The sequence below is a fragment of the Novosphingobium sp. NFX11 genome (genome assembly GCF_057376415.1).
This window is the reverse complement of sequence record NZ_CP080386.1, coordinates 116,786-130,525: the sequence shown is the minus strand read 5'-3', so window position 1 is coordinate 130,525 and position 13,740 is coordinate 116,786. Positions and strand designations below refer to the sequence as shown.

The 13,740-nt window shown below is 60.7% G+C and carries 10 protein-coding genes and 2 pseudogenes; 7 read left to right on the top strand and 5 right to left on the bottom strand.

Translation table 11 applies throughout. The features are described from left to right. The first annotated feature begins 341 nt into the window (after positions 1 to 341). From KZO24_RS27145 to KZO24_RS27135, 3 genes are all read left to right on the top strand, one after another. Positions 342 to 626, top strand: coding sequence for a hypothetical protein (locus KZO24_RS27145; RefSeq protein WP_486488186.1), 285 nt, complete (start codon positions 342 to 344; stop codon positions 624 to 626). A gap of 191 nt (positions 627 to 817) precedes the next feature. Continuing rightward, entirely contained in the window at positions 818 to 2,251 is a 1,434-nt protein-coding gene (locus tag KZO24_RS27140) for an RAD55 family ATPase (protein WP_486488185.1), read from the top strand. Positions 2,252 to 2,286: 35 nt separating this feature from the next. Beyond that, entirely contained in the window at positions 2,287 to 2,658 is a 372-nt protein-coding gene (locus KZO24_RS27135; RefSeq protein ID WP_486488184.1) for a response regulator, read from the top strand. 290 nt (positions 2,659 to 2,948) lie between these two features. On the opposite strand, the gene KZO24_RS27130 is transcribed toward KZO24_RS27135, so the two are convergent. The 3 genes and pseudogenes from KZO24_RS27130 to KZO24_RS27120 form a co-directional block, all read right to left on the bottom strand. After that, on the bottom strand, positions 2,949 to 4,322 hold the full coding sequence (locus KZO24_RS27130) for a DUF7986 domain-containing protein (RefSeq protein ID WP_486488183.1): 1,374 nt from the start codon (positions 4,320 to 4,322) through the stop codon (positions 2,949 to 2,951). Next, entirely contained in the window at positions 4,323 to 4,892 is a 570-nt protein-coding gene (locus tag KZO24_RS27125) for a recombinase family protein (protein ID WP_486488182.1), read from the bottom strand. Between the two features lie 212 nt (positions 4,893 to 5,104). After that, positions 5,105 to 6,113, bottom strand: a pseudogene (locus KZO24_RS27120) (Tn3 family transposase); the annotation flags it as partial. A gap of 220 nt (positions 6,114 to 6,333) precedes the next feature. Here KZO24_RS27120 and KZO24_RS27115 point away from each other — a divergent pair. The 4 genes and pseudogenes from KZO24_RS27115 to KZO24_RS27100 all read left to right on the top strand — a co-directional run bounded on the left by KZO24_RS27115 (position 6,334) and on the right by KZO24_RS27100 (position 9,847). Beyond that, entirely contained in the window at positions 6,334 to 6,876 is a 543-nt protein-coding gene (locus KZO24_RS27115; RefSeq protein ID WP_486488181.1) for a hypothetical protein, read from the top strand. Then, positions 6,873 to 7,451, top strand: a complete 579-nt coding sequence (locus KZO24_RS27110; RefSeq protein ID WP_486488180.1) for a hypothetical protein — start codon at positions 6,873 to 6,875, stop codon at positions 7,449 to 7,451. Before KZO24_RS27115 ends, KZO24_RS27110 begins: the two co-directional genes overlap by 4 nt. A gap of 69 nt (positions 7,452 to 7,520) precedes the next feature. After that, positions 7,521 to 8,714 carry an AlbA family DNA-binding domain-containing protein gene (locus KZO24_RS27105; protein WP_486488179.1) on the top strand — a complete coding sequence of 398 codons (1,194 nt, stop codon included), beginning with the start codon at positions 7,521 to 7,523 and terminating at the stop codon, positions 8,712 to 8,714. Positions 8,715 to 8,768: 54 nt separating this feature from the next. Then, a pseudogene (locus KZO24_RS27100) lies at positions 8,769 to 9,847 on the top strand (IS630 family transposase). A 60-nt stretch (positions 9,848 to 9,907) separates the two neighbouring features. Here the strand turns inward: KZO24_RS27100 and KZO24_RS27095 are convergent. Continuing rightward, a complete protein-coding gene (locus tag KZO24_RS27095) occupies positions 9,908 to 12,265 on the bottom strand; it encodes a membrane-bound PQQ-dependent dehydrogenase, glucose/quinate/shikimate family (protein ID WP_486488417.1) in 2,358 nt (785 codons plus the stop codon). Positions 12,266 to 12,540: 275 nt separating this feature from the next. Beyond that, positions 12,541 to 13,725 (bottom strand): cation:proton antiporter, encoded by a 1,185-nt coding sequence (locus tag KZO24_RS27090; RefSeq protein WP_486488178.1) that lies wholly within the window; start codon positions 13,723 to 13,725, stop codon positions 12,541 to 12,543. Between the last annotated feature and the right edge of the window lie 15 nt (positions 13,726 to 13,740).

The window sequence follows — 13,740 nt, the reverse complement described above, 5'->3', positions numbered from 1 at the left end:
CATCATGAGGATCGGCTCGTTGAACGCCTGTGGGCTGCGCCTACCCTCAAAAAGCAGTGATCTCAACCCGAACACCGGGATCCCATCCGAGGCCTCGTTATCGTGGATTTGCCGCTCGACGGTGTGAACGGCAAGTAACCGGCTTCGTACTGGCGCATTGCGCGAGATTCGAAGTAGAGATTGGTGAGAAGCCGTCGGTCCCTCGGGAGCCGCTCAAAGCGGCTTGAGCGGGCCGTCAAACCTTCGTCGATGGAGGCGGTAGCCCAGCGCCATCAAACGCGCGTGTGTGCCGCCGGAAGCTGGGAGAACGAACAGTGAAGGCAAGATCCGGAAAAGAGAAGATGCACGATGACCTCACCAACGTGGGTCTGCGCGCGCAGGCCACCGCGGTCGGCGTCGTCCAGCTTTGTCGCGAACTGCGCAGTGCAGGCCTGCTTCCAGACGACGCGATTGGCCGCATCAAGGCATCGATTGCTGATGAGCTCGAGGTCAATGCGCCGAGGTCAATGACCGTGCAGCAGTACCGTCACGACATCCATGCGCGTCTTGACAGATTATTCGACGGCGAAGCGAAGGTAGGTGATGCTCAGGGCCTGCGTTTTGCTTCTCGTGAAGAACGCCCCTAGGCTCGTCCCAAACGCCGGAGGGCGTGGGGAAAGCCCCCGCCCCTTGCGATGCCTGCCGCAGATGCGGGCATTCCTGTCCAGCTCGGCGGCGTAATCAGATACGGCTCTGGTGTTTTTGGGCTTCCCCATCGCACGCGCAGCGATATGACGGGTCCGGATCAGATTTAGGCGTTCAGGCAGGAGTGTCGGCAGTGGAGGAGTTCTCGCGGATTGCGAGCGGAATCAAGGGTCTCGACCAGATCCTCGATGGGGGGCTCATCAAAGGTGCGTCGTACATTGTCCAGGGCCGTCCCGGTGCCGGCAAGACCATCCTGTCGAACCAGATCGCGTTCCATCATGCGGCCGGCGGCGGCAGCGTGCTGTTCGTCACGCTGCTGTCGGAAAGCCATGACCGGTTGTTTCAGGCGTTGGGAACGCTGGACTTTTTCGATGCCCAGCGGCTCGGAAAAGACATATCGTACGTGAGCGTGTTCCAGACCATGCGAGAGGAAGGCCTCGATGCGGTGGTTCAACTGCTTCGCCGGGAAACCAAGCGCCGGAAAGCCACGCTGCTGGTTTTTGACGGCCTATTGAACGCGCGCGATCGCGCTGACACCGATTTCGACGTCAAGACCTTCGTGGCCGAAGTGCAGGGGCAGGCCGCATTCGTGGGTTGCACGGTGCTGTTCCTGACGAGTGCCAGTCTGGAGGAAACCAGTCCCGAGCACACGATGGTCGATGGCGTAATCGAAATGGGTGACATGCTGGCCGGCGTAAGGACGGTCCGCCAGTTGCAGGTGCGCAAGTCCCGCGGCAGCAAGGCGCTCGGCGGGCTGCACAAGTTCGAGATCGATCGACGCGGAATCACCGTCTACCCCAGGATCGAGACGGTGTTTGCCGAGGCGCCGGCCGCCTGTGAGTTGCCCTCCGCACGAATGAGCACCGGCCTGGTGTTTCTCGACGATCTGATGGAAGGAGGGCTTCCTGCGGGATCGATCACGCTGGTTGCGGGACCGACAGGTAGTGGCAAGACCACGCTGGGTCTGCATTTCCTCGCCAAGGGAACAGCCGATGAACCTGCTCTTCATTTCGGGTTTTTCGAAAATGAACAGCGGCTCCGAACGAAGGCAGCCAGCTTGGGCATTCCTCTGCCGGAGCCGGACAGCTCCAGTCTGACCATACGCAACCGGGCGCTCGGGGAACAGCTGATCGACCGGCTTGCGCATGAGTTGATCGACGAGGTCCAGGAGCGGCAGGTGAAGCGCCTCTTCATCGACGGACTCGGGGGGTTTGAGCGGGCTGCGGTGCATCGCGACAGATTGCTCGAATTTTTTGCAACCCTCACGAACAAACTTCGTTCGCTAGGGGTTACGACAATGGCGACTTGGGAAACCCGGGAGATTCTCGCGCCAGAGGTCCATGCCCCGTTCGGGCAAGTGTCTGCGGTGCTCGACAACCTTGTTCTCCTGCGACAATTTGAAGAGAACCATGAATTACGGCGCTCCATCTCGATCCAGAAAATGCGCGAAAGCGTGTTCGATTTTGCGCCGCGGCAATACGCCTTTGCCCCTGACGGTTTTAAGATCGAGGAGGCGGGGCGCTTGAAACCGAAGGGGTCCGCCGCTTCCGCCGCAGCCGCCAGTTAACCCGCCATGATAGCGCTGGGCAGAGGCACACAACCATGGCACTGATAGTCGTTGCGGATGATGAGTATCTGTTGGCAGCAATGCTTGCCGACATCCTCGAGGATGAAGGGCACGAGACAACACTGGCGTCTCATGGCCAGGAAGCGCTCGAACGAATCCGCACGCGCCGTCCGGCCTTACTGATTACCGATTTCATGATGCCAATCATGACCGGCCTTGAACTCGCCCAGGCGATCAAGGCCGACCAGGAAATTTCAGACATCCCGATCATCCTGGTCAGCGGCGCGCAAGGCGACATCGCGCGGCAGCATGGAGATCTGTTCGCTGAGGTTCTCGACAAGCCCTACCGCCAGGCCGACCTGGTAGCAGCCGTCGAACGGCTGCTACCCGGATGTCGCTGCCCGTGAATGCAGTGCCGGCATGCGCCGAGGATCTGGCTTGGTCGATCATAGCCGTCGCGCACAAGTTGCCGCCTGCGACCCTACCCTCCCACCGGCCCAGAGGATGCGGCTGGCATAAGCTTTCGCAAGTTCATGGGACCCATGACGGCTGAGCCTCTCAGGAGGCGCTCGCAGCTGGCTCAGGGTTTTCATGGATAGGAAGAGCAACTCACTTCCAACAGCTTGAGGGCATAGCGTGGATGGTACGCCAGACAACGCTAAGGGCGAACAATACCAGAACGGCGGTGTGATTGCGGTCAACGCCGGAGGTCTATGAGGCCCAGCTCTTGCCACATCCATGTAAAATCATAGGTGGCCATTGGCTCGCCAACTCCGGATTTTGCCGCACCATTCTCTATATATTTCAGCCAGTCAGCAACTTTCGCCCGGCCCGCCTTCGTGCGAGCCAAAGCGCGCGGTGTCTTGTTGCCAAGGGAGGGCACCGCTTCATCAAGCGTTTTGGTATATTCGCGTGTCAGCATCGCATGAACGATATGCTCCATTTCGTCCGGCGGGATATCGAGTGCCTCTTCCTGCGGAGCGCGGGCGGCGTCATCGGCCATGAACTGGGCCATGGTCCGAATTTCGGTCATAGGTGTGCTCACGCAATCACCGAGCCATTCGCGCATCTGCGTGATCGCTTGCTCTGCGCGGGCGGCGCTATTGACCTCAACGATCAGTTTGCGACCCAACAGTTCGACATTGGCAAAAACAGGTGTGCCGTCCTCCATGGTTGTCACAAAAGCCTGCCCGCCTTTGGTCGTTCGTGGTTTCCTGTTTTTCGTCACTGGCGCCAGCCAGTTCCAGAATGTGTCGCTCGCAGGTTCCAGCCATTGCGCCGCGTTCAGCCTGCGAACCACGCTTTTGCCGATCACGCCCTTCGTCAGGGGGAACACGATACGGTGGAACACAAGATCATCGCCATCGGCATTGACCATATCAGGCACGCTGCCGGGTATGGCCTTGCCCAAACTGTCCAGAAGCCAGATATTCGTGAAAATCGGGCCTGACGCTTTCAGGAGGCCGTCCCTTTCGGAAGGGGACAGTCTGCCAGTACCTGGCCCATCGTTTTCAAGTTGGGAAAAAGCCTCCAGCACTTTTCCTGCTCCATCCGCGCTGAACGGCAGCAGTGCGCCGGAAATCCCATGGCGCCCGTTCACATCGATCACCCGTGCAGCGATCTTGTCCCAATTAACAAGGGTCTGTGTAGCGCTGTGCTCGCGCACTGTGACTGGCGCAACATCCCGCAACAGATCCCGCAAAGTCATTGACTGGCCGGGAACGACCTCGCTGACTTCATAGAGCGACATCACCGTATCGCGCAATGCGCGCATGTAGGCCTTGTTCGGCGCTTTCTCGTTCCAGCCCCGGCGCTTGAGATACTCGTCGACGAGATTGAGACCTTCAGGCTCGAGTTCCTGTGTGAGCAAGTCTTCGAAAGCACAGCCCCACAGCTGGCCTTGCCAATGGTCGCCGATGACGTCGAAGATATCATCAGGCTCAAGATCCGTTGCCTCGCATGCCGGGCCAAGATGCGCGAACAGCATCTCGTCCATCATCTCGTCCCAGGGCGCACGTCCCATATACTTCATCAGTCCGGAGAGATCGTGAGCGGATTTCAATCTGGACATTCAGGCAGGCCTTTCCACGCCAAGACGGCGCATTTCACGATAGATGGTCGATCGGCCGATGCCGAGTTGCCGCGCTGCTTCAGTCGGTGAGATGCGGGCTTCAACCAGTTTGATGGCCGCATCCACCTTGGACATGTCGAGCGGCTGACGGCCAGGCTGCTTGCCCTTGGCGCGTGCGGCCGCGATGCCGTCCCTTGTCCGCTCGGAGATGAGCCGCCGCTCGAAATGGGCAATTGCCCCGAACACATGGAAGATGAGTTCGCCGGCGGCCGACGATGTGTCGATCTTTTCTTCAAGGCTCAAGAGCGCAATGCCTTGGGCGCGAAGCGTCTCGACCGTGGCGAGCAGTTCGGCCAGCGATCGCCCAAGCCGATCGAGGCGGACCACCGCCAGCGTGTCGCCCTTGCGAGCATAAGCGATCAACTCGGCCAGACCGGGGCGCTCCATGCTCTTGCCCGACATGACGTCGGTGAACACCTTGATGGCGCAAGCCTTCTCCAGTCGCATGGTCTGGCCCGCCACGTCCTGATCGCCGGTGCTGACCCGGGCGTAGCCCAATATTCTGCCCATGCCGTGCGTCTCCCAAACGGTCGTTCTGTGGACGCTATGGAGGGCAGCCGCTTGGCCGCATCGACATCCGTCCACATACTATGTCTCTTTACTCATGGCTGTCCATAGGCGCAGATGACCTTTTGTGGACGGGAACCGGCATGACGAAGCGCAAGGGCCCACCTCAAGATTTGTTCGCCAGACAACGCTAAGCCGGACATATGATGAACACTCTATGCGACTAGCCGCAGCCGGCCACTGGGGTCGTAGAGTGGTCGGTACCCGCTGACAGTGCTGAACGAGGCATCCTCCCAAAGGTAGTCACCCGTCAGACCGATGTGCGACCAGCTCAAGGGAGAAACGTGCGCGAGTAGTGATCTCGTCGACCTCCAAACCCGCGTAGCGGAGGTGATTTGCAGCCTGGCCAAGATAGAGGGTGTTCCAGTATGCAATGGCGGCGATGAGCAGGTTGAGACCCGAGGTTCGGTATTGCTGGTTTTCGAGCGTGCGGTCGGTGAACCGGCCTTGGCGGTTAGTGTAGATGGCGTCAGCCAAGGCGTGCCGCGCTTCCCCTTTGTTCAATCCAGCTTGGCAGGCGCGGCGCAAGTTGGGCTGTTCCAGCCAGTCGAGTGTGAATAGCGTCCGTTCGATCCGGCCGAGTTCGCGAAGGGCGAGGTCAAGTTTGTTCTGCCGGCGATAAGCGGAAAGTTTGCGCAGTATGACCGATGGCGCGACCGTCCCTTCCCGGATCGATGCCGCCATGCGAACCAGATCGTCCCATTCTGCCTCGATCGCGCCGACCCTGATGGACTGGCCAAACAGGCACTCAATGCCTTTGTAGGTCGAGCTGGCGGCAACAGCACCGAGGCGCCGGTCCGCAAGGTCGCGCATTCGCGGGACAAAGCGGAATCCAAGCAAGTGGCATAAACCGAATACGTGATCCGTTGCGCCTCCGGTGTCGGTGTACAGCTCCTGCAACGGCAATTCGCGCGCGCCAAGCATCAAGCCGTCGAGCACATAGGCTGCTTCGCTGGCGGTGGCTGACATGATGCGCGAACTGAAAGAGGCAAAATGGTCGGACAAGTGCTAGTAGATTTTAACGCCGGGCTCATGGCCGTACTTGGCGTTGATTTCGGCCGCGCCCGAGCGGATCCGGCCAGTGCGGAAGAACTGACCGTCGGCCGATGCGGTCAGGCCTTCGCCCCAATTGCGCGCGAATGGTAGGCGGTGAAGCGCCCGAACACCCGCAACATATAAAGGAGGAGCGAGGCAGCGGTATCAAACAGGCAGGACGTCCCCACCGAATTCGCCGAATTGTGGTGCCGACTGGCGCAGCGATCGTAATGGAAGGGTGCCTCCGCCCCGATGCGGCCGGCCCCGGTGAAGTGTCACAGGTGAAAAAACTGCAGCCTGATCGAGATCTAGGATTCACATCGCGCGCGGGCGCGCGTAGATTCCGCATATGATCCTTCAGGCTGATCTTTTCGATACCGCGGAGCCGGCAGGACCCGACCTTCGGGAAGGCTTCGATCTGCCCGAGCTGATCGCCGATGTTTCGCCGCGCCCTCGCTACACGTTCATGGTCCTCAACCTTATCGCAAAGGGGGCGAACAGCAACAGCGGGAGTCCCCGCCCCTATGTCCTAGACCAGGAGCGACGCATCCCACTGCGGCATAGGCTGTGCGATTCCCTTGAGCCGATGGCGAAGCGGGATGCACGACGCATCGCGATCGTCGAAGAGGTCCGATCGGCGCTCGTTAGGATGAAAATGCTGCCGAGCGACGCGAAGGCCGCTGAGCGGATGATTGAAGATGAGGTGCGCGAACGGGTACGCCGGTCCGGTCGCTGCAACGTCAGTCGCGCGGTCTCCAACCTCGTGCGCGCCGGGTTGATACGGCGCCACTATCCGGGCTTCCGCGTCGATCATCATAATCGCGGAGCCCAGCGAGAGACGGTCTGGACCATCACCGCGTCAGCAGCCGGGGCACTGGCGGGCAGGCATTGAGCCACAGCGGCCTGGACTATGCCGGCCTCGAGCCTGCGGACATCGAGCGTGTGTCCGCCGCCATAGACCGGAGGGAGAATTTTCACGGATATATTCCCTCGCAGGGCTTCGATTTCATCGTGCGCAATCACATGATGCTCGCCGCGATCGGACTCCTCGAAGAGGCCTGGATCGATGCCTATATTTCCAAGAGCCATTTCGCCGATCACGGGTTTGCGATCGTGAAAACCATCTTCGATCTGTGTGACACGGGGAAGTTGCGTGCGCTGAAGCCCGTAGACGACAGCGTAAACATCAAGAAATCCGGGCGGGTCAGTCTGTTTCGCGGATGCGCCGGGCCGTCGCACAGCATGGGCATGTCGTGGACCCCATCGCTGGATAAAGCGATCTACTACGCAGCGCACAAGGCTGCCTTTTACGATCAGACGAATTTGGCGGTCTACGCGGCGACCGTCGGCCTTGATGAGATCTACTGTCGCCTCGATCGAAACGAAGAAGAATTCATCGCCGTGCCCAAGGCTTGCTGGAAGGTCGATGTGCCCGACGCTGAATATCGTCTCGACCGACCGAGATAAGTCGATGCATAGTTGCGCCCGTGCCGCAAGCCGATGTCACCGGCGCAAACGAGCAGGGAGCATGAGACCGTGATCAACAAGATGTTCGAGCGCATCGACGCGTCCGATCTTCAGGCATTGGTCGACGGGGGCGTTAGCGAGCATCGAACGCTCGAGTTCAAGCGCGAACTTGGCGTCGGTAAGGGGCCGATGGTCGAACTCGTCCGGGATTTGACCGCGCTTGCCAACGGACAAGGTGGCGATCTCCTAATCGGAGTGTCAGATAAAAAGGGTGTCGCGGAAGCCGTCGTCGGTGTCGAAATAGCTGATCTCGACGCAAGGCGTCTCGATTTCGAGAACGCCATCCGCGATCGAACAGAACCGCGACTGAACGCTTTCCAGATTGCGTTCATCGCGTTGGCCGCGGGTCGCCACGTCATCCATTTTCGCGTCCGGCCCAGTCTGGCTGCTCCGCATGCCGTTCGGAACGACACGCACCGATATTATTACAATCGTAACAGCGCCGGGAAGTACGAGATGGACGCAGGCGAGTTGCGCGACGCCTTTAACGCCAATGAGCAGCTCTTCCCAAGGCTTCGGCGCCTGCATCAGGCCGCGATCCGAAGATCGAAGGGGCGCGACATGCCGTTCCGTCTCAATGCATCGCCGCGCTGTATCGTCTCGCTCGTCCCGCGCAGCTATTTCGTTGAGCGTGTCGACCTTCCGATCACTCGGAAGAATGCGCTCATACCGTTCCGGACCCGTGGCTACGATTTCATTCCCAGCCTTGAAGGTCTCATCGCGCACTCGCCGCTCAAAGACGGCAAGGACGGTAATTTATTCGACACTGTCGTCGATTCCTATGTGCTCAATCATTGGGGAGGCCATCTCGACATCGGTTGGACCATCGGCACACCGCCGCAGTCAGCTGTGGATCGCCTTGAAACGAAGGGCCCATGGCGATCGGACCATTATGGCATGGTGTCTCCCGAAGCCTTCGAGCAGGGCTTATTGGGAATGATCAGACCCGGCATCGTCAAGCTCAGGGAACTCGGCCGAGAGGGACCGTGGCTTGCGTTCGTGACGGTGAAAGGTCTCGAGCACGCACGGCTCGCCCTTGACGCTGATGCTCGGTCGATGCCGGCATCACGCAAGAGCGCGTATCTGGGCGAACTTGCGATGGAGGAGGCGACGCCGGATTCATTGATGGTTTTCGCGCGGCGCTTCTGGCTGCTGTTTTCCGAACAGCGACCGATCGCGCGCGCACTAGTGGTCAAGGTCTGACAGAAGAGTCCTGAAGTGGATTCCCGAAGCTTGCCGGTTGTGCGATGAGGGTGGATGCGCAGCGGTATCTCAATCAGCCTTTCCCCATGCGACCGAGACCGGCTCGATCGGATCATCAAGGACCGCAACTCGGCGCAGAAGCATTCATGGCGCGCCGAGATCGTGGTCCTGACGAGCGAGGGTGTCGGCACCAACGAGATCATGCGGCGAACTGGGACTTCGAAGACCTGCGTATGGCGATGGCAAGAGCGCTTCATGCAAGAAGGAGTCGAAGGACTGCTTCGCGACAAGACCCGTCCGTCGCGGATCCCGCCCTTGGCTCCCGAGGTGACCGACCGGGTCGTTGCTCGGACGCTCGAAGATCCGCCCGGCGAGACCACCCATTGGACGGCGCTGATGATGGCGAGCGAGGTTGGGATCAGCGTCAGTTCGGTGCAGCGGATCTGGCGATCTCATGGCCTGCAACCCCACCGCGTTCGCCAATTCAAGCTATCGAATGATCCGAAGTTTGTCGAAAAGCTTCGCGATGTCGTCGGGCTATATGTCTCGCCGCCCGCGCACGCGATCGTGCTGTCATTCGACGAAAAAGCCAAATCCAAGCGCTCGATCGCTCGCAGCCTGGCCTCCCGCTCAAGAAGGGACGGGCCGGAACCATGACCCACGATTACAAGCGCAATGGCACAACCACGCTCTTTGCTGCGCTCAACGTGCTCGATGGCACCGTAATCGGCCGCAACATGCAGCGGCACCGTCATCAGGAATTCATCCGTTTTCTGAACCTGATCGAAGCACAGGTGCCCGCAGGAAAGGCGATCCACGTCATCCTCGATAACTACGCTGCCCACAAGCATCCCAAAGTGCGCGAGTGGCTCGGCCGCCACCCGCGCTTTACCTTCCACTTTACGCCAACCTCATGCTCATGGCTGAATGCCGTTGAGGGCTTCTTCGCCAAGCTGACCAACCGCCGTCTCAAACGCGGCGTCTTCCACTCGCTCATCGACCTCCAGGCGGCCATCAACCGCTTCCTTGTCGAGCACAATGAAAGCCCAAAGCCATTCGTCTGGACCGCAGACCCAGATAAGATCATCGCCGCCGTCAGGCGCGGGCATCAAGTGTTAGATTCCTCCCACTAGTACTTCGCGGTGCCGGGTGTCACCACCACCGGCCCTGTGGCGCATCGCGAGCTCAGACCACTAATTGGTTCCGCTTGAAGGAAGCGCATAAGCAATTACTTGATCGCTGACCGGCGTTTCCATGAAGTGATGCCCGCCAGCATAGATGGCCAGATATTCACGCCCTCCCGCCTCATACACCATCGGTGTTGCCTGCCCGCCGCCAGGCAGTTTCTTCGTCCAAAGCGTTTCGCCCGAGCGAAGATCGATGGCACGAATGAGATTGTCGGTGGCCGCCGCGATGAAGATCAGCCCGCTTGCTGTGACCACCGAACCACCATTGTTCGGCGTTCCGATGGTCAGCGGCAGCATCGAGGGAATGCCGAACGGACCATTCGTCCGAGCGGTGCCGAAGGGGCGATCCCAGATCGTCTTACCCGTCGCCATGTCGATCGCACGAATGCCCCCATAGGGCGGCTGCTTGCACAGCATGCCAGTGAACTTCATCCGCCACCCGGCATTCACGTCCACCGCATATGGCGTATGCGCCTGCGGATCGCCGGCCCCTTCCGCGCCGCCGATGTCGCCGCGAGCCTGATTTCGTGGTGCCCAACCCAGCTTGTTCGCCTTCGCTCTTGGCACTAGACGGGTATAGTTTGGCATGTCGTTATAGTTGGCGACGATGACCCCGCGCCGCGGGTCTATCGCGATCCCACCCCAGTCTGTCCCGCCATTATAGCCGGGGTAGGTTATCGAGCGCCGGTCACTTTCGGGCGGCGTGAAGAAGCCTTTGTAGCTCGCCTTTCTGAACTGGATGCGGCAGATCATCTGGTCGATCGGCGACATACCCCACATGTCGCGCTCGGTAAGCGCGGGCTTGCGCAGAGTATGCCAGCGCGAGACGATCTGGGTCGGTGCCCGCTCCTGCGGCTCCACGCCGCCACCGGGTGCGCGGATCGTGCCGATCGGGGTCAGCGCACGACCAGTCCGTCGGTCGAGGATGTAAATGTCTCCCTGCTTGCTAGGCAGGACCAGCGCGGGCGTGCCGCGATAGTCGACAAGCGTGGCCTGCGCGCCGAAATCATAATCCCAGACGTCCTTGCGCACCGCCTGGAAGTGCCAGCGCGGCTTGCCGGTGGTTACGTCTAGCGCGACCAGCGAAGTGGCGAACTCATTTTCCGGTGGACGGCGAAGCGAGCTATAATAATCGGCCGCCGCATTTCCCATCGGCAGATACACTAGGCCGAGGTATTCGTCGCCACTGGCGATGGTCCACATGTTCGGAGTGCCGCGTGCCCAGATCTGCCCGGCGGGCGGGTATGCGTGCCAGTCGGGATGCATCATGTCCCACGCCCAGCGAAGCCGACCGGTCACGGCGTCAAATCCCTGGATGACACCCGAGGGCGCCCAGCGATCCTGCCCATCGAGCACCTGATGCCCGGTTACTACCACGCCGCGCACGATCGTGGGCGGCGAGTTGATCGAAACGAAGCCCGGCGGCGTTTTTCCCATGCCGATCTTGGCATCGACGCGACCATTACTGCCGAAATTCTGGCAAAGGCGCCCCGTCTGCGCATCGATCGCGAAGATACGCGCGTCGAGCGTGCCCCAGATGATCCGAGCCCCGCACGGCTGCCCAGCAGTCGCGCCGGGCACCTCATAGTAGCTCACGCCGCGACAGGCGGCGGTGTAAGGAATGGCGGTGTCGGGAACGTGTGGGTCAAACCGCCATCGTTGCCGACCCGTGGACGGCTCAAGCGCGATGACCATGCTCTTGGGCGTGCATACGTACAAGGTGTCGCCGACCTTTAGCGGCGTATTCTCCGCGCCGTAGGTGTTCTTTGCCTCGGCGGAGGGCAGATCGCCGGTGTGGAACATCCATGCCCGCTCCAACTTGCCGACATTGCTGGGCGTGATCTGGCTGAGCGGGGTGAAGCGGCGCGCGCTATAGGAGCCTCCATATGCGGGCCAGTCCGACCCTGCTTCCATCCCCGCAGAATCCGCCATCCCCGCGCCGACCACCGGCAGCGCCGCAAGGATCTGATGACGATTGATGTTCCCGAGGATGACACCGGTGAGCGCGGTGACGCCGATGACGAGGGCAATCGCGCCGAGCGCTAACGGCCAGCGCCACCGCGCGGTGGACAGTAGCGGCGCCACCAACAACACCGCCATCAGCAGTACGAGCGGCGCGACGACCCGGGGCACGAGCGCCCAACCATTCGTACCGACCTCCCAGAACGCCCAAACGATCGTCACCGCGACGATCGCAGCATAGAGCCAGACGCCGAGCAGGCGCTGCCGAATTATCAGCCAGCCCGAGGCGACCATGGCAACGCCGGTGACGAGGTAGTAAGGCGACCCGCCGACCGCTATCAACCATCCGCCGCCGATCGTCAGCACCAGCCCGAGCAGCGCGGTCACGCCGCCGACGATCATGGCGGCGACACTGTGGGAGGATCGCCCCGGCCTTGACGTATCAGCGCTATTGCCGTTCTCGGTGGTGGAGGCCAATCGCCGTCTCCGCTCGAATGTGTCGTCGTGTAATAACCCGACGCCGGCTTGTTGGTTCAGGAAAAAAGATTGAACCATCTTATGTTAGCCCATTCGAGGGATGCCAGTTAATTGATCAATTGGATTCACGGACGCGAAAGACGCCATACCAAGCCGGCGGCAAGCACCGGTCATGGATCGTCCGATCGTCGGCGGAATGATCAACCTTCGGTCAATTTCCAACGTCGGAGCAGCGGGGGCATCGTGAGTCCCTGCACGAAGATCGAAAAAGCGACAACTCCGAACGTCAGTACGACGATTTCCTGCTGTTCCGCGACCGCCTCCGGTACGGAAAGGGCAAGTGCCAGGCCGACCGCGCCGCGCAGGCCGCCCCAGACGAGCACGTGCTGATAAGTCTCTGGCAATTTCAAGGATGTACGCGCAAATAAGACGGCGAGTGGATAGACGGCGGCCATGCGCCCCAGCAACGTCAGCGCGATCGCCACCACCAGCGCTCCGGAAAAGAACGTGATTGGTTGGTGCGCCTCGTGACTGCCGATGAGCAGGAACAAACAGGAGTTCGCGAGGAAGGCCGCATATTCCCAAAAGCCCAGAACATGCGACTGCCCATCCTCCGAGATCGCCCGGCACCATCCATATCCACCCACGATCAGGCCGGCGGCAAGCGCGGCGAACACACCTGAGGCATGCAGCTCTTCGGCGACCAGGAAGCCGCCCCACGCGATGACCGTGGTCAGCGTGATTTCGACCAAATGATCACTGGTACGCCCCGCGACACGCAGGACTGCCAAGCCGATTACCGCGCCGATGGCGACGCCGCCAATGACGGTCCAGGCCAGCGTCCCGAGCGCCTGCGCTGGCGCGAACGGTTCGCCTCCCGCCAGCCCCATCAGAATGCCGAACCCAACCGCGGCGACCCCGTCGTTGAGCAGGCTCTCAGCCTCTACCACAATGCCCAGCCGGGGCTCCGCCTTCATTTCCTTGAACGCTGCGATCACCGAAACCGGATCGGTTGCAGCGATCAGTACGCCGAAGAAACTCGCCCCGAGCCAGCTCCAGCCCAACAGCCAATGCATGCCGGCAGCGACCAACGTGGCGGCGATGGCGACGCCCAGGAACGCCAGGGTGATCGTCAACGGCATCTGCTCACGAAATTGTGTCCATCTCAACTGCAGCGCGGCCTCGAAAATGAGAGGTGGCAGAAAGATGTTGAAGATCAACTCGCGGGAAAGCGGCAGTTCGTTGCCGATCGGCAGATAGGCTAACGCCACGCCGGCAAGTACGAGACCTGCGGTATAGGGCAGGCCGATCCGGCGGGACACCATCGCGACCAGCGACGCGACGATCAACAGCAGTCCCAGACTGGCGAGGTTCGTCTCGAGCATCTTATCTCTCCATGT

What these genes read in the sequence shown, in the direction of transcription:
- KZO24_RS27145 (WP_486488186.1), top strand. Translation starts at nt 342, where the DNA reads ATGCACGATGACCTCACCAACGTGGGTCTGCGCGCGCAGGCCACCGCG.
- KZO24_RS27135 (WP_486488184.1), top strand. Translation starts at nt 2,287, where the DNA reads ATGGCACTGATAGTCGTTGCGGATGATGAGTATCTGTTGGCAGCAATG.
- KZO24_RS27130 (WP_486488183.1), bottom strand. Translation starts at nt 4,322, where the DNA reads ATGTCCAGATTGAAATCCGCTCACGATCTCTCCGGACTGATGAAGTAT.
- KZO24_RS27125 (WP_486488182.1), bottom strand. Translation starts at nt 4,892, where the DNA reads ATGGGCAGAATATTGGGCTACGCCCGGGTCAGCACCGGCGATCAGGAC.
- KZO24_RS27115 (WP_486488181.1), top strand. Translation starts at nt 6,334, where the DNA reads ATGATCCTTCAGGCTGATCTTTTCGATACCGCGGAGCCGGCAGGACCC.
- KZO24_RS27095 (WP_486488417.1), bottom strand. Translation starts at nt 12,265, where the DNA reads ATGATCGTCGGCGGCGTGACCGCGCTGCTCGGGCTGGTGCTGACGATC.
- KZO24_RS27090 (WP_486488178.1), bottom strand. Translation starts at nt 13,725, where the DNA reads ATGCTCGAGACGAACCTCGCCAGTCTGGGACTGCTGTTGATCGTCGCG.